The organism is Micromonospora sp. KC207, from assembly GCF_004348615.1.
Classification (GTDB): domain Bacteria; phylum Actinomycetota; class Actinomycetes; order Mycobacteriales; family Micromonosporaceae; genus Micromonospora.
Genome location: NZ_SMKJ01000166.1, coordinates 1 through 15,521, shown reverse-complemented (window position 1 = coordinate 15,521; position 15,521 = coordinate 1). Strand labels below are relative to the sequence as shown.

Genomic DNA, 15,521 nt, shown 5'->3' with positions numbered 1-15,521 from the left:
CCCCCGGCGGTCACGCCCCGACCTGCTCGGTCTGGACGGGGGCGAGGGCGGACAGGGCGGGGGCGATCCGCTCGGCGTCGCCGAGCACCACCGTGACCGCCCGGGCCGGGGCGAGGTAGCGCTGAGCCACCTCGGCCACCTCGTCGACGGTGGCCTTCGCCAGCCGGGCGGCGTGCTCGGCGAGGAAGTCCAGACGAAGCCCACTGCCGGCGTACGCGCTGGTCAGCGACGCCAGCCCGGCCTGGGTGGACACGCCGAGCTGGAGGGTGCCGAGGGCATACTGGCGGGCCTGCTCCAGCTCGTCCGGCTTCGCCGGAAGCGTGGCCAGCCGACCCAGCTCGTACATCGTCTCCAGCAGCGCCGGGCCCGTCACCTCGGTGGCGACCTCGGCGGCGGCGACCAGCACCGACCCGGCCACCGAGTGCTCGACCAGCGAGTACGGCCCGTACGTGTAGCCCTTGTCCTCCCGGATGTTCTCCACCCAGCGGGAGGAGAAGTAGCCACCGAAGACCAGGTTGGCCAGTTGCAGCGCGGCGTGGTCGGGGTGGGTGCGGGGTACCGCCGGCAGGGCGATGCGCAACGACGACTGCACCGAACCGGGCCGGTCGACCAGCAGCAGCGGGCCGGGCTCCAGCGGCGGGGCGGGCGGCAGCTCGGCGGTGTGGCCCGCACCGTCCCAGCACGCCAGGGCCTTCTCGGCAGCGTCCAGGGCCCGCTCCGGCTGCACGTCGCCGACCAGCACCAGCACCGCGTCGGCCGGGTGCACCCGCTCGGCGTGCAGCCGGCGTAGCGCCGCCGGCCGCACCGCGTGCACCTGCTCGGGTTCGGGGGTCTGCACCGCGTACGGGTGCCTGCCGTAGACCCGCCGCAGCAGGGCGGTGCGGGCCAGGTGGGCCGGCTGGCTCTGCGCCACCTGGATGCGGTCGACCAGCCGGTCCCGCTCGGTGCCGACCTCCTGACCCGGGTACGTCGCGCCGGTCAGCACGTCGGCCAGGATCTCCAGCATCCGGTCCAGCCCGGTGACCAGGCCGGCACCGGAGAGCATGAGCCGGTCCGGGTCGATACCGGCGGAGAGCCCGCCACCGACCGCCTGGAGCTCGGCGGCGATCTGCACGCTGGTCATCGACTTCGTGCCGGAGAGCATGGTCTGCGCGAGCATCGCCCCCCGGGCCAGGTGGGTCCGGCCGGTCGGCATCCACAGCCGCAGCTCCACCAGGGGGACGGCCGGGCGGCGCACGGCGATGACGGTCAGCCCGTTGCCGAGCCGCCGCTCGGCCTGCTTCGGCAGCTTCATCCTGCGGTTCGGCCCGAGCGGCGGCAGCATCCGCGCCCCGGCCCCGGCGGTGATCGTCACCTGGTGCCTCCCGCGATGACCTCGATGGACGCCCGGCGCTCCGGCCGCAGGGTGGCGGCGGCGGCCCGGACCTGTTCGTCGGTGACCTCGCCGACCAGCCGGGGCAGGTCGTTGAGCAGGCCCGGCTGGTCGCGCTGCTGCTCCAGCACCGCCATCCGCAGCGCCCGACCGAGCGCCGCGTCCGTGTCGCGCAGCAGGTGGGTGGCCATCCGGGCCTGGGTGCGGGCCAGCTCGCCGTCGGTCGGGCCGTCGGTGGCCAGCCGGTCCAGCTCCTCGTCGACGGTACGCAGCACCTTGTCGACGTCCCCGCCGGGTGGCAGGTGCGCCTGGAGCAACAGGGCGGTGGGGTCGCGCACGTCGAACGCGTCGCCCATGAACCCGACGTACCCGCCGAGGCTGGTGACCGCGCGGTCCCGCTGGACCAGCCGCTCGACCAGCCGGGACGCGTCGCCGTCGGTGAGCACCTCGGCGAGCACCACGTACGGCAGGTAGCCGGCGAAGTCGGTGATCGGGTCGGGCACCCGCCAGGCCGAGGCCACCGCCGGCAGCGGGGCCAGCGCGTCGGTGTACGACGAGCGCCGCTCGGCCGTCAGGTCGGGCTCGGCGAAGTCGGGGCGGTTAGGGGCGGGCCGGGCCGGCACGTCGCCGAAGTGCCGCTCGACCAGCGCGGTCGCCTCGGCCACGTCGACGTCCCCGCTGACCGCGAGGACGGCGCTGCCGCTGGCGTAGTACCGGCGGAAGAAGTCGGCCGCGTCGTCCACCGTGGCCGACTCCAGGTCGTCGAAGGAGCCGTAGCCGTCGTGCGCGTTGGGGAAGGTGTCGAACATGACCGGCGGCAGGGTCAGCCAGGGGAACCCGCCGTACGGACGGTTCAGCACGTTGACCCGGATCTCCTCCTTGACCACGTCGACCTGGTTGCGCAGGTTCTCCTCGGTCAGCCGGGGGCCGCGCATCCGGTCGGCCTCCAGGAACAACGCCCGCTCCAGGGCGTTGCTCGGCAGCGTCTCGTAGTAGTCCGTGTAGTCGTGGTGGGTGGACCCGTTGAAGGTGCCGCCGGCACCCTGCACGTGCCGGAAGTGGGCCAGCTTCTCCAGGTTCTCCGAGCCCTGGAACATCAGGTGCTCGAAGAGGTGGGCGAAGCCCGTACGCCCCTCGGGCTCGGAGCGGATGCCGACGTCGTAGACCACCGCCACCCCGATCACCGGGGCGCTGCGGTCGGGGGTGAGCACCACCCGCAGGCCGTTGTCGAGGGTGAACCGCTCGACCGGGTACTTCGTCGCTGGAATTCTGGATCTCCGCGCCGCCACGGGTCGACCCTAGCGCGTCGCCGCCCCGGGCAGCGGGGACCTCCCGCACGTCGGTGGGACAGTCGGGAGTTCACGGCGCGGATCCCATCATGTGGACCAGCCTTGACGCCGCCCGAAGCCTACCCCACCCTTCCTACCTAATAAGTAGGAATACTGCGGATTGGACAGACGATGAGACGGCTACCCTTCCGTCGGATGGTCGCCCTTGCCACCCTCGCCGTGTTGGGCGCGGCGACCCTGGGTGCCACCGCCGCCTGCGGCGCGGACGACGGCGCGGCCGCAGGCGGCTCCGGCCCGGTCACGCTCCGACTGGGCTACTTCCCCAACATCACCCACGCACCCGCGGTCGTCGGAGTGGAGAAGGGCATCTTCGCCGAGAAGCTCGGCAGCGACGTCACGCTGGAGACGAAGACCTTCAACGCCGGCCCGGCCGCCATCGAGGCCATCTTCTCCGGCGCGCTCGACGCGACGTACATCGGCCCCAACCCGACGGTGAACGCGTTCTCCAAGTCCAAGGGCGAGGCCATCCGGGTCGTCTCCGGCGCCGCGTCCGGCGGCGTGGCCCTGGTGGTCAAGCCGGAGATCACCTCGGTCGAGCAGCTCAAGGGCAAGAAGATCGCCACCCCGCAGCTCGGCAACACCCAGGACGTGGCGCTGCGCTACTGGCTCAAGGAGAAGGGCATGACCGCCACCAAGGAGGGCGGCGGCGACGTCAAGGTGGTCCCCCAGGAGAACGCCCAGACCGTGGACACCTTCTCCAGCGGGGCGATCGACGGGGCGTGGGTGCCCGAGCCGTTCGTCTCCCGGCTGATCAACGCCGGCGGCAAGGTGCTGGTCGACGAGCGCGACCTGTGGCCGGACAGGAAGTTCGTCATCACCAACCTGATCGTCTCCACCAAGTTCCTCAAGGCTCACCCGGACGTGGTGCGGAAGCTGGTCGAGGGGCAGGCCGCGGCGAACGAGTTCGTCAACACCAAGCCGGACGAGTCGCAGCAGGCCATCTCCGACCACATCGGCAAGATCACCGGGAAGCCGCTGGACGTGAAGCTGATCAAGCAAGCGTGGCCGACGCTGGAGTTCACCAACGACCCCATCGCCTCGTCGCTGAAGACCGGCCTGGACCACGCGGTCGCCGTGGGCCTGACCCAGCCGGTCAGCCTCGACGGGCTCTACGACCTGACCTACCTCAACGAGGTGCTCAAGGCCCAGGGCAAGCCCGAGGTCGCCCGGCCATGACGTCGACCAAGACGACGCCCCGCAGCGCAACCGGCTCGGTCGCGCTGCACGGCGTCACCAAGGTGTACGGGCAGGGCGAGCACGCCGTCCTCGCCCTGGACGGGGTCTCCCTCGACGTCGCTCCCGGCGAGTTCGTCTGCCTCGTGGGCGCCTCCGGCTGCGGCAAGAGCACCCTGCTCAACCTGGTCGCCGGCCTGGACCGGGTCAGCGGCGGGCGGATCGAGCTGGGCGACGGGGTCAACCCGGGCCTGATGTTCCAGGAGTCCGCCCTCTTCCCGTGGCTCACCGTCGAGGGCAACGTCGACGTGCCGCTGAAGCTGCGCCGCCTGCCCCGGGCGCAACGCCGGGAGCGGGTCGCCGAGCTGCTGCGCACGGTGCACCTGGCCGAGTTCGGCCGCAAGCGTCCACACCAGCTCTCCGGCGGCATGCGGCAGCGGGTCGCGCTCGCCCGCACCCTGGCCCTGGACACCCCGGTCCTGCTGATGGACGAGCCGTTCGGCGCGCTCGACGCGATGACCCGGGACATCCTGCACGACGAGCTGGAACGGATCTGGACCGAACGCAAGCTCACCGTGCTCTTCGTGACCCACAACGTCCGGGAGGCGGCGCGGCTCGCCGATCGGATCATCCTGCTCTCCAGCCGGCCCGGCCGGATCATCTACTCCACCCGGGTCGACGTGCCCCGGCCCCGACGCATCGACTCCCCGGAGATCGCGTCCATCGCCGCCGAGGTCACCGGCCGGCTTCGTACGGAGGTGGGCCGCCATGGCCAGTGACACGCTCGCCGACGCGGCGCGCGCCGACGCGGAAATCTCCGGGCTCGACGCGCTGGAGATCGCCGGCCGGCGCAAGACGACGACCCGGGCCGTCACCATCTGGGCCTCCACCTGGCCGAAGCTGGCCGCGCTCGCCATCGCCGTCGGAGCCTGGCAGGTCGTGGTGTGGGCGGAGGTCTGGCCGTCGTACTCGCTGCCCGGCCCCGGCACCGTCTGGCAGGAGCTGGTCCGGCAGGCCGGCGGGGCGCAGCTCTGGGACGGGCTGGCCACCACCCTGCGCCGGGCCGCCGTCGGCTACGTCTTCTCCGTCGGCGTCGGCCTGCTGCTGGGTCTCGCCGTGGCCCGGTTCCGGGTGCTGCGGGCGGCCATCGGTTCGATGATCACCGCATTGCAGACCATGCCGTCGATCGCCTGGTTCCCGCTGGCGATCCTGCTGTTCGAGCTGAGCGAGGAGGCCATCTTCTTCGTCGTGGTGCTCGGCGCGGCCCCGTCCATCGCCAACGGGGTGATCAGCGGCGTGGACTACGTGCCACCGCTGCTGCAACGGGCCGGACGCAACCTCGGCGCCCGGGGGCTCAACCTCTACCGGTACGTCATCGCCCCGGCCGCCCTGCCCGCCATCGTCGCCGGGCTGAAGCAGGGCTGGGCGTTCTCCTGGCGCAGCCTGATGGCCGGCGAGCTGATCGTGGTGGGCATCTCGCAGACCTCGCTCGGCGCCCAGCTGACGTACGCCCGGGAGCTGGCCGACGCGCCCTGGCTGCTCTCCACGATGATCGTCATCCTGGTCGTGGGGCTCGGGGTCGACGCCGCGTTCGGGGCGGCGGACCAGGCGATCCGCCGCCGCTGGGGCGTGCTGGACCAGACCGGGCAGTGACGTGTACGTCTCCGCGCGCAGCGACTACGCGCTCCGGGCCATGCTCGCCGTCGCCGTCGCCGCGGCCGACGGTGGCGGAACGACCGGCGACCTGGGCCACGCCCCCGCACCCGGCGGCGAGCTGGTCAAGGCGGCGGCCCTGGCCGAGAGCCAGGCCATCCCGCTGAGTTTCCTCCAGGGCATCCTGCTCGACCTGCGCCGGGCCGGGTTGCTTCTCAGCCACCGGGGCGCCGAGGGCGGCTACGCCCTGACCCGGCCGGCTGACGAGATCAGCGTCGGGGACGTGCTCCGTGCGGTCGGCGGGTCGCTCACCTCGGTGCGCGGCCTGCCGGCCGAGGTCGCCGGCTACCACGGGGTGGCCACCGGCCTGCGCGACGTGTGGCTGGCCGTGGACGGGGCGATCGCCACGGTGGTGGACCGGACGAGTCTGGCCGACCTGCTCGCCGCGAAGAGCCGGGAGCCGGCCGCCCGGGACGGGGCCAGGGCGACGGCCCGCCCGTAGCCGACCGGATCGGCGGAGCCTGACCGACCGTCACCTGTCCCGCGTCGGCCTGCCGCGGCCAACGCGGGACAGGCCGGTGCCCGACGGGCCGCGCGGAACAGGCCGGCCGCCGGCCGAACGGTGCGGGTTCAGCCGGCGGACCGGTCGTTCACTCCGATGACGGCACCGGTGAGCTGCGCGTCCGCCCCGTTCGGATTGTGCAGCCCCACCAACCCGGCCGGCGGCCGGGCGTTCCGGGTGGGGTGCCACGGCGAGAAGGCCGCCGCTGTGGCGAGCACCAGCCCCGCCCCCGCGACCGCCAGCACCACCAGCAGTTCCCGCACCGCCCCCGACTCGGCGTCGGCTGTCATGGTCGTCCTCCCCCCAGCCAAGGCCGGTCCCCACCGGCCCGTGTTCCCCCACGGCTAGCATCGTCCACCGCGCACGTGGACGACAGTCGCCGATCGGACTCGCGCGTGCCTGATTCCTGACTCAGGAAAATGGACCGGGTCGCACGCTGGCGGCCCTCCGGGCCGGCGGAATCTGGTGAGGCTGGAGCGGTCAGGCGGAACGCGGGCGGCGCGGGCGACGCGACCGGCCCGACGCGCGGTGCCCGGGACGCCGCCCCTCGGCACCCGCCGCGTCCCGGGCAGCCGGGGTGCCCCCCGGCACACCGGCGGAGTGGGGCGTGCCGCCGGGCGCGGCGGTGCCGTGGGAGGCGCGGCCCGAGCGGGAGCCCCGGCCGGCCGGAGCGGACCGCTGGGGCGGCGGGGCGACGACGGTCACCGGCACGCCGGACGGCTCCCGGGCGCCCGTGACCCGGGCCAGCGCCTCGTCGCCTGGGCGGACCTGGGTGGCCTGCGGCCGGATGCCGGCGGTGGCCATCAGCCGGGACACCTCCCGGCGCTGCTCGGGCAGGACCAGGGTGACCACCGTCCCGGACTCCCCGGCTCGTGCGGTACGCCCACCCCGGTGCAGGTAGTCCTTGGCCTCGGTCGGCGGGTCGACGTTGACCACCATGTCGAGGCCGTCGACGTGGATGCCCCGGGCGGCCACGTCGGTGGCGACCAGCGCGGTCACCTGGCCGGTGCGGAACTGCTCCAGGATCCGGGTGCGCTGCGGCTGGGACTTGCCGCCGTGCAGGGCGGCGGCCCGGACGCCCTTGGCCAGCAGTTGGCGGGCCAACCGGTCGGCGCGGTGCTTGGTGCCCATGAACAGGATGGTGCGGCCCTCCCGGGCCGCGATCCGGGTCAGGGTGGCCGGCTTGTCCTCCACCTCCACGTGCAGCACGTGGTGGGTCATCGCGGTGACCGTGGCGGTGCCGGGGTCGACGGAGTGCGAGACCGGGTCGGTGAGGAACCGGCGGACCAGCTTGTCCACGCCGCCGTCCAGGGTCGCCGAGAAGAGCATCCGCTGGCCGTCGCCGGCCACCTGCTCCAGCAGCTTGGTGACCTGCGGCAGGAAGCCCATGTCGGCCATCTGGTCGGCCTCGTCGAGCACGGTCACGGCCACCTGGTCGAGCCGGGCGTCACCGCGGTTGATCAGGTCGTGCAGCCGGCCAGGGGTCGCCACGACCACCTCGGTGCCGGCGCGCAGCGCGTCCGCCTGCCGCCCCAGCGACAGGCCGCCGACCACGGTGGCGACGCGCAGCCCGAGCGCCCGGGCGTACGGGGAGAGGGCGGTGGTCACCTGCTGGGCCAGCTCGCGGGTCGGCACCAGCACCAGCGCCAGCGGGCGCCCGGGCCGGGCGCGACGGCCGGCGGTGCGGTGCAGCAGCGGCAGCCCGAAGGCCAGGGTCTTGCCCGAGCCGGTGCGGCCCCGACCGAGCACGTCCCGGCCGGCCAGCGAGTCCGGCAGCGTCGCCGCCTGGATCGGGAACGGCTCGGTGATGCCCTGCGTGGTCAGCTCGGCGAGCAGTGCCGGTGCCAGGCCGGTGGCGGAGAAAGAGGGAACAACGGTGGTCATGCGGAAGCCTTCCTCGACGCGGCACGTGTCGAGGAAGTGCGCCGAGGCGGCGCTGTCGACCGGCGGACGGATCCGCCGGGACTCACAAGCACGAACCGAATGGGGTCGTGGCCGGCCCGCCGCGCGAGGGGCGGACCGGCCACGTCGTCACGCCCGGAGGACGCGACGGATGTTACGGGTGGAACTGGTGAAACGGGTGCCGGAGATCAGAGCGGGCGGATGTTCTCCGCCTGCGGGCCCTTCTGGCCCTGGGTGATCTCGAACTCGACCCGCTGGTTCTCGTCCAGGCTCCGGTAGCCGGAGGACTGGATCGCCGAGAAGTGGGCGAAGACGTCAGCGCCGCCGCCGTCCGGGGTGATGAAGCCGAAGCCCTTGTCAGCGTTGAACCACTTGACGGTGCCAATTGCCATGTGTTCTGTCTCCTTGACGGAACGTCGGACCCGCACCTGTTGCGGGCCCGAAGAGGAGCGCTCCGCGCGGGAATGCGCGAATCGCCTGTCGCTTCTGGTCGCCCCGCCCGGAGAGCTCCGGACACAACAAAGAGCGCCTGGGGCCACAATCCGCCAGGCGCACACAGAGTCTCTGGGAACCATAACTGCAACGGGATAAGTCTATCACGGATTTCTCGTCCCGTCGCCGGTCGCCGGCCCTACCTCGGTCGGCCCCCACCCGCCGACGCCTCCGGCACGCCCGTGACCAGGGCGGTAAGCCCGTCGGCGTCCAGCAGATCCGCCGGGCGGACGGTCACCGCTTCCCGCACGTAGTGGAAGGCCGCACCGACCCGGTCGACCGGCACACCGGCCAGCTCGGCCCAGGCCAGCCGGTAGACGGCGAGCTGTACCGCCGCCGTCTCGGCCTCCGCCCCGACGGGCTGCCGCCCGGTCTTCCAGTCGACCACGTCGAACCGCCCGCCCGACCGGGCGAAAACCGCGTCCATCCGGCCCCGCACCACCACCCCGGCGATCACCGTGGCGAAGGGCACCTCGACCTCCACCGGCACCCGCTGCGCCCACTCGCCGGCCAGGAAGCGCGCCTGGAGCTCCGCGAGGGCCTCGTCCGGCGCGGCGTCGGCGTCGGCCGCCCCCGGCAGCTCGTCCACGTCGAGCAGCCGGCTCACGCCGAAGCGCTGCTCCAGCCAGGTGTGGAACGCGGTGCCCCGCCGGGCGTACGGGTTCGGCGCGCTGGGCATCGGCCGGCGCAGGGCGCGGGCCAGCTCCCCCGGGTCGCGGCGCAGCGCCACGAGCTGGGTGACGGAGAGCTGCCCGGGCAGGGCCACCTCGACCGCCCCCGCCCCGGCGGCCAGCTCGGCCCGCTCGGCGAGGAGCAGGTCGGCCTCCCGCCGCCAACGCGCCACCTCCGGGTCCTCGACGACGCCGGAGGCCTCGACGACGCCGGAGGCCTCGACGACGCCCGGGGCCTCGCCCCCGGCCGGGGACACGGCCTCGCCCCGGGCGGGAGCCGGGGCGTCGACCGGCACCGGACGATCTTCGCCGAGGAAGCGGCGCACCAGCGCGGCGGCCTCGGCCAGCGCCGGACGGCGCCCGCCCAGCGGATCGGCCGGCCACTCGGCGCGCAACACCACCTCCGTGGTCGGGTTCACCGCGTCCCCGGCCGGCTCCGGGGCCCACCGGTCGACCAGGAGCCCGTCGCCGCCGCCGGAGCACGCGTCGTGCACCTCCCGCAGCAACACCGACGGGCCGCGCGGGCGCTTCGTCGCCTCACCCCACCAGTAGCCGGAGCAGAGCAGCAGCCGCCGGGGACGGGTCACCGCCACGTATGCCAGGCGGCGCTCCTCCCGCTCGTCGTGCCCCCGCCACGCGTCGGTGAAGTCGGCCAGCGCCCGGGCCACCGCGCGCTGGTCGGCGGCGTCGGCCAGGCCCAGCTCGGGCAGCCCGTCGGCGTCCCCCCGCAACGGGAACGGCAGCATCCCCAGCCCGCCCAGCCAGTGGTCGGAGTTGCGCACCGGCCCCGGCCAGACGCCCCGGCTCAGGCCGGCGACCGCCACGACGTCCCACTCCAGGCCCTTCGCGGCGTGCGCCGTGAGGATCTGCACCGCGCCGTCGACCACCTCCACCTCGCCCGGGGCGAGGCCGCGCTCCTCGTCCTCGGCGGCGGCCAGATAGGCCAGGAACCCCGACAGGGTGGCCGCCGGGGACTCCCCACTGAACCGGGCCGCCACGTCGCCGAGGGCGTCCAGGTGCCCCCGGGCCAGGCCGGCGTCGCCGGTGCCGTCCCGGCCGGCCCGGACCGCCACCTCCACGTCCAGGCCGATGGTCCGCTCGACGTCGGCGATCAGCTCCGGCAACGTCTGGTCCAGCCGGTAGCGCAGCAGGGCCAACTCCTCGCCGTACGCGCGCAGCCGCGCGTAGCCCTGGACCGAGTACGCCTGGGCCGGCCCGAGGTCCGCCAGCGCCTCCACGAGGGTGGCCTCGTCGAGCAGGTCCGCGGCGATCTCCGGCCCGTCCCCGGCCGCGAGCCGGCGGCGCTGGGCGGCGATCGACCGGGCCCGCCGGTGCAGGGCCACCAGATCCCGCGGCCCGATCCGCCAGCGCGCCCCGGTGAGCAGCCGCAGCAGCGCCGCCCCGTCGGTCGGGTCGGCGAGCACCCGCAGGGTGCACACCACGTCCCGCACCTCGGGGGTGTCCAGCAGGCCGCCCAGCCCCACCACCTCGACGGGCAGGCCCCGGGCGCGCAGCGCCGTCGCCAGCGCGGGAATCTGGCTGCGCAACCGCACCAGCACGGCGGTGGTGGGCCGGTGCGGCACGGGGATGTGCTCGGGCAGCGCCCCCGGCATCCGGGCCGCCCCGCGCCAGGCCGCGAGGACGCCGTCGGCGATCCAGTCGGCCTCGTCGGCGTACGTCGGCAGGAGCGCGCAGTGCACGGTGCCGGCGACCAGGCCGCCCGGCGTGCGGTGCGGAATCGGGTCGGCGACGCTGAGCGCGGCGTGCAGCTCCGGCACCCGGGCGCCCGCCGCCCGCAGCGGGGTGGCCAGGGCGTTCGCCACGCCCAGGATCTCCGGGCGGTTGCGCCAGCTCGTGGTGAGGCCCAGCACGGCGGCGGGCGTGCCGTCGGCGCGGGCGAACTCGGCCGGGAAGCGGTCCAGGGTGCCCGCGCTGGCCCCGCGCCAGCCGTAGATCGACTGGCAGGGGTCGCCGACGGCGGTCACCGGGTGGCCGCCCCCGAACAGCGCGTTGAGCAGCACCACCTGGGCGTGGCTGGTGTCCTGGTACTCGTCGAGCAGCACCACCCGGAACCGGTCCCGCTCGATCGTGCCGACCGCCGGGTGGTCCCGGGCCACCCGGGCCGCCCGGGCGAGCTGGTCGGCGAAGTCCATCGCCTCGAAGTCGTCCTTGCGCCGGCCGTACGCGCGCACCAGCGGAAGCAGCTTGAGCCGGGTCTGCTGGAGGGCGAGCGCCTTACGCACGTCGACGTACACCCGACCGGGGCGGGACTGCACGTCGGCGAAGAACCGGCCCGTCCAGGCGGCCAGGGCGTCCGGGTCGACCAGGTGCTCGTCCAGCTCGCCGGCCAGGGCCAGCACCGCGTCGGTGATCGTGCTGGGCATCCGGTCCACGCCGGTCATGTCGCCGTCGTAGTTGCGCACCAGCATGTCCACGAGTTGCCAGCGGGACGCCTCGGTGAGCAGCCGGGTGGACGGCTCGTACCCGGCGCGCAGCCCGTGCTCGGTGACGATCCGCCCGGCGTACGAGTGGTAGGTGGACACCGTCGGCTCACCGGTCAGGGGGTCGTCGAGCGGATCCCGCCCCCGCCGCCCGAGCCGGCGCACCAGTTGGTCGAGCCGGGTACGCACCCGGTGGGCCAGTTCGCCGGCCGCCTTGCGGGTGAACGTCAGGCCGAGGACCTGCTCCGGCCGGACGTACGCGTTGGCGACCAGCCAGACCACCCGGGCGGCCATCGTCTCGGTCTTGCCCGACCCGGCCCCCGCGACCACCAGCAGCGGCTCGACCGGCGCGGCGATGATCGCCGCCTGTTCCCGCGTGGGTGCGGGCAGCCGGAGCAGCTTCGCCAGCTCGACCGGCGTGTACCGGGGGCCGGAGTCGGCGGCCCGGGGCGCCGGGGTCGCGGTGCTGAACAGGGCGGGCTGGGTCACGGGTTCTCCGGGCGGCGGGGGGTCGGCGGCTCGACGACCTGGCGCCCCTGCCCGGACACCGGGCAGCTCGTGCGCACCGGGCAGACCCGGCACTTCGAGTTGGCGACCGCGGCGAAGGTGGCGGCGGCCATCGTATCCGCGGTGCGCCGGACCAGCGCGGTCGCCCAGCCGGCCGTTGGCCCCTGCCCCGCCGCCGGCTGGCTCTGCTCCCGGGCGTCCCGCGCACCGGTGCCGAGCTGCACCAGGGCCGCCCCGCCGGACTCGTCGCCGAACTCGGCGAACGCCCCCGCCTCGACCGCCGCCTGGTACGCCCCGAGCTGCGGGTGCTCGCCGATCTCCCGCTCGGTGACCACGGTGGACTTGCCGGTCTTCAGGTCGACCACCACCAGCCGGCCGTCGGCGTCGACCTCCAGCCGGTCCACCCGGCCGGTCAGCTCGACCGGTCGGTGCGGGTCGTCCAGCCGCACGGCGAACTCGTGCTCGATGGCCAGCAACCGGCGCGGGTTGCCGGCCAGCCAGCGCAGCAGCTTGTCCACCATCGCCTCGGCGCGCTCCCGCTCCGGGCCCACCATCCACCGGGCGGCCAACTCGATCGCGTCGAACCGGGCCGCCACGTACTCCAGCAGGGCCGACCGGTCGGCGCTGGCGTCCTCGGCCAGCATCGCGGCGGCGTGCACCAGGTTGCCCACGCCCTGTGCGGCGCTGGCCGGGCCGCTGCCGCCGTGCCGCTCCAGCAGCCAGCGCAGGCTGCACCGCAGGGCGCTCTCCATCCCCGACGGGGTGACCCGCACCGGCTCCCCCTCGTCGACCAGCGGCCGGTCGTCGGAGAGGCCGCGCAGCCCCCACCAGTCGTCCGGGTGGGCGCCGGGCACCCCGGCGGCGGCGAGGCGGGCCAGCTCGGCCGCCGCCGCGCTGCGCCGGTGGTACGGCGTCGCCGGGTCGGCCACGGCGGTACGCAGCTCCGCGACCAGAGCCGGCAGGGTCAGCGCCCGGGGCGGCCCGGCCACCGGCAGCGTCCCCCGGCCGGGCTCTACCCCGCCCTCGACCGGCGCACCGGCCCCCGGGTCGCCATCCTCGGCCTGGCCGGCGGTCCCCGGGCCACCACCTGCCGCCGGGCCGGGGCCGGAGCTGCCGTCCCGGGTCCCCTCCGGGCCGCCGTCCGGGTCGTCGCCGTGTCCCGGTGCGCCGTCGCCCTTTCCCGGTGGCCGGGTCGTATCCAGCTCGTACAGGAACCGGCTGGGCTGCTCCTCGTGGTCGTCGCCGCCGACCGAGGCCGAGGCGACCGCGCTGACCAGCAGCCGGCGGCGGGCCCGGGTCACCGCCACATGGAAGAGCCGGCGCTCCTCGTCGAGCAGGGCGGAGGTCTGCCCGATGAGGACCGCCCGCCCGCCGTCGCCGGAGTCGCGGCCGGCGAGCACGTCCACCAACCGCTCGGAGCCGAGCAGGCTGCCGCGCAGCCGCAGGTCCGGCCAGACACCCTCCTGCACCCCGGCGACGGCGACCAGGTCCCACTCCAGCCCCTTGGCGGCGTGCGCGGTGAGCAGCCGTACCGCCTCGCCCCGGTCCGCCGTCGGTGCCAGGGTGTCCGCCGGCAGGTCCTGACCGAGCACGTGGTCGAGGAAGACCTCGGTGCGCGCGCCGGGCAGCCGGTCGGCGAACCGGGCCGCCGCGTCGAATAGCACCAGCACGGCGTCGAGGTCCCGGTCGGCGGCCTCGGCGCGCCACCGCCGCGCCGTCTCGTGCTCCCCGGTCGCCGCCCGGCCGAGGGTGATCGCGCCGGCCCAGCGCTCGGCCAGCCCGCTGGCGTCCCACACCGCCCAGAGCACGTCCTCGGCGGTGGCCCCCGGCCGCTGGGCCGCCTCCCGGGCGATGGCCAGCAGGCCGGCGACCGCCTGCGCCGGCTCCGCCCAGCGCCGGTCGATCCCGGACAGCTCTTCCGGGTCGCGCAGCGCGTCCACGACCAGCTCCCCGGAGGGGCGGCGGTCCCCCGAAGCCAGCGCGATCGCCCGCAGCCCCTGGCGCAGCCGCCGCTCGGCCAGCGGGTCGGCCCCGCCCAGCGGCGAGTGCAGCAGCGCCACCGCCGACTCCTCGTCCAGCCGGGTCGGCTCCAAGGCGCAGCGCAGCAGGAGCAGCAGCGGGGCGACCGCCGGCTGGAGGTGCAGCGGCAGGTCCTCCCCGTGCACCACGGTCGGCACCCCGGCCGTGTGCAGGGCCCGCCGCAGCGACGGCAACTGCCGGGCGGTCGAGCGCACCAGCACCGCCATCCGCGACCACGGCACCCCGTCGAGCAGGTGCGCGGCGCGCAGCGCCTGGGCCAGCCAGGCGGCCTCGCTGGTGGCCGAGCGGAAGGTGCGCACCTGCACCGTGCCCGGCGGGGCGTCGGGCAGCGGGCGCAGCCGGCGGTGGGCGGCCGGGCCGCGCAGCCGGCCGGCGAGCCGCCGGGTCGCGGCGATCAGCCCCGGCCCGGCCCGGTACGAGGTGGTCAGCACGACCTGGGCGGCCGGGGCCCCGGAGGCGGTGCGGAAGCGGTGCGGGAAGGCGGCCACCCCGGCCGGGTCGGTGCCCCGGAACGCGTACGTGGCGGAGTCCGGGTCGGCGAACGCGACCAGGGACTTTCCGCCGCCGGCCAGCACGGCGAGCAGGTCGAGCTGGGCGGGGTCGGTGTCGGCCAGCTCGTCGACGTAAACGTGGGCCAGGCGGCGGCGCTCGGCCTCCAGCAGCTCCGGGTCGTCGAGCAGCAGCCCGGTGGCGGCCCGAACCAGCTCCGCCGGGTCGTACGCGATCGAGCCGCGGTTGCTGACGTCGCGCAGCGCGAGCACGGCCACGTACTCCCGCAGGAAGCGCGCGGCGGCCGGCCAGTCGGCGCGGCCCAGCCGCTCGCCCAGCCGGGCCAGCTCCACCGGGCCCACCCCGCGCTCCGCCGCCCGCATCAGCAGGTCGCGGAGCTGGGCCGCGAACGCCCGGGTCCGCAGGGCGGGGCGCAGCTCCTCCGGCCAGCCGACCGGGTCGTCGTCGGGCTCCTCGCCGACCACGTCCAGCAGCTCCCGGATGATCAGATCCTGCTCGGGGCCGGTGAGCAGGCGCGGCGACGGCTCGCCCCGCTCGGCGGCGGCCCGCCGCAGCAGCCCGTACGCGTACGCCGGGAAGGTGCGCACCAGCGGCTCGCGCAGCACCCGGTGCCCGTCGCCGGCCACCCGGGCCTCGATCCGGCGGCGCAGGTCGGTGGCCTGCCGCCGGCCGAAGGTGAGCACCAGGACCCGCTCCGGGTCGACCCCCTCGGCCACCCGGGCGGAGACCGCCTCCACCAGAACGCTGCTCTTGCCGGTTCCCGGCCCGCCCACGACCAGCAGCGGCCCGTCGGTGTGCGTCACGACCTCGGCCTGTGCCGGGTCGTCCCGCCACCCGTCACCCCAAACC

11 protein-coding genes are annotated in these 15,521 nt (G+C 75.3%); 4 read left to right on the top strand and 7 right to left on the bottom strand.

From position 1 onward, the window contains the following. Nucleotides 1-10 precede the first annotated feature (10 nt). Both E1258_RS20225 and E1258_RS20220 read right to left on the bottom strand, forming a co-directional pair. Complete coding sequence (locus E1258_RS20225) at nucleotides 11-1,324, bottom strand: pitrilysin family protein (RefSeq protein WP_132403642.1); 1,314 nt, start codon at nucleotides 1,322-1,324, stop codon at nucleotides 11-13. Between the two features lie 26 nt (nucleotides 1,325-1,350). Further along, complete coding sequence (locus E1258_RS20220; protein WP_132403639.1) at nucleotides 1,351-2,661, bottom strand: pitrilysin family protein; 1,311 nt, start codon at nucleotides 2,659-2,661, stop codon at nucleotides 1,351-1,353. A gap of 171 nt (nucleotides 2,662-2,832) precedes the next feature. Between E1258_RS20220 and E1258_RS20215 the strand changes: the two genes are divergently transcribed. The 4 genes from E1258_RS20215 to E1258_RS20200 are packed head-to-tail and all read left to right on the top strand — an operon-like array spanning nucleotide 2,833 to nucleotide 6,049. Further along, nucleotides 2,833-3,897: an ABC transporter substrate-binding protein gene (locus tag E1258_RS20215; RefSeq protein WP_132403636.1), complete on the top strand. Its 1,065-nt coding sequence runs from the start codon at nucleotides 2,833-2,835 to the stop codon at nucleotides 3,895-3,897. Further along, nucleotides 3,894-4,673: an ABC transporter ATP-binding protein gene (locus E1258_RS20210; protein ID WP_132403633.1), complete on the top strand. Its 780-nt coding sequence runs from the start codon at nucleotides 3,894-3,896 to the stop codon at nucleotides 4,671-4,673. The genes E1258_RS20215 and E1258_RS20210 overlap by 4 nt, the downstream gene beginning before the upstream one ends. Next, nucleotides 4,663-5,547 (top strand): ABC transporter permease, encoded by an 885-nt coding sequence (locus tag E1258_RS20205; RefSeq protein ID WP_132403630.1) that lies wholly within the window; start codon nucleotides 4,663-4,665, stop codon nucleotides 5,545-5,547. The genes E1258_RS20210 and E1258_RS20205 overlap by 11 nt, the downstream gene beginning before the upstream one ends. A 1-nt stretch (nucleotide 5,548) precedes the next feature. After that, entirely contained in the window at nucleotides 5,549-6,049 is a 501-nt protein-coding gene (locus E1258_RS20200; RefSeq protein ID WP_132403627.1) for an Rrf2 family transcriptional regulator, read from the top strand. 128 nt (nucleotides 6,050-6,177) lie between these two features. Here E1258_RS20200 and E1258_RS20195 read toward each other — a convergent pair whose 3' ends face one another. From E1258_RS20195 to E1258_RS20175, 5 genes are all read right to left on the bottom strand, one after another. Next, complete coding sequence (locus tag E1258_RS20195) at nucleotides 6,178-6,399, bottom strand: hypothetical protein (protein ID WP_132403624.1); 222 nt, start codon at nucleotides 6,397-6,399, stop codon at nucleotides 6,178-6,180. Between the two features lie 190 nt (nucleotides 6,400-6,589). After that, nucleotides 6,590-7,993 (bottom strand): DEAD/DEAH box helicase, encoded by a 1,404-nt coding sequence (locus tag E1258_RS20190; RefSeq protein WP_132403622.1) that lies wholly within the window; start codon nucleotides 7,991-7,993, stop codon nucleotides 6,590-6,592. 206 nt (nucleotides 7,994-8,199) lie between these two features. Then, the gene (locus E1258_RS20185; protein ID WP_007072850.1) at nucleotides 8,200-8,403 is read right to left on the bottom strand and encodes a cold-shock protein; all 204 of its coding nucleotides are present in this window, start codon (nucleotides 8,401-8,403) and stop codon (nucleotides 8,200-8,202) included. A 239-nt stretch (nucleotides 8,404-8,642) separates the two neighbouring features. Then, nucleotides 8,643-12,104 carry an ATP-dependent DNA helicase gene (locus E1258_RS20180; protein WP_132403619.1) on the bottom strand — a complete coding sequence of 1,154 codons (3,462 nt, stop codon included), beginning with the start codon at nucleotides 12,102-12,104 and terminating at the stop codon, nucleotides 8,643-8,645. Next, nucleotides 12,101-15,521: ATP-dependent DNA helicase (locus E1258_RS20175; protein WP_132403616.1), on the bottom strand; the 3,421-nt coding region annotated here is incomplete at its 5' end. The genes E1258_RS20180 and E1258_RS20175, both read right to left, overlap by 4 nt.

Bases quoted from the DNA above. Each gene is read 5' to 3' on its own strand.
- E1258_RS20210 (WP_132403633.1), top strand. From the start codon at position 3,894: ATGACGTCGACCAAGACGACGCCCCGCAGCGCAACCGGCTCGGTCGCG.
- E1258_RS20225 (WP_132403642.1), bottom strand. From the start codon at position 1,324: ATGCTGCCGCCGCTCGGGCCGAACCGCAGGATGAAGCTGCCGAAGCAG.
- E1258_RS20205 (WP_132403630.1), top strand. From the start codon at position 4,663: ATGGCCAGTGACACGCTCGCCGACGCGGCGCGCGCCGACGCGGAAATC.
- E1258_RS20185 (WP_007072850.1), bottom strand. From the start codon at position 8,403: ATGGCAATTGGCACCGTCAAGTGGTTCAACGCTGACAAGGGCTTCGGC.
- E1258_RS20215 (WP_132403636.1), top strand. From the start codon at position 2,833: ATGAGACGGCTACCCTTCCGTCGGATGGTCGCCCTTGCCACCCTCGCC.
- E1258_RS20195 (WP_132403624.1), bottom strand. From the start codon at position 6,399: ATGACAGCCGACGCCGAGTCGGGGGCGGTGCGGGAACTGCTGGTGGTG.
- E1258_RS20190 (WP_132403622.1), bottom strand. From the start codon at position 7,993: ATGACCACCGTTGTTCCCTCTTTCTCCGCCACCGGCCTGGCACCGGCA.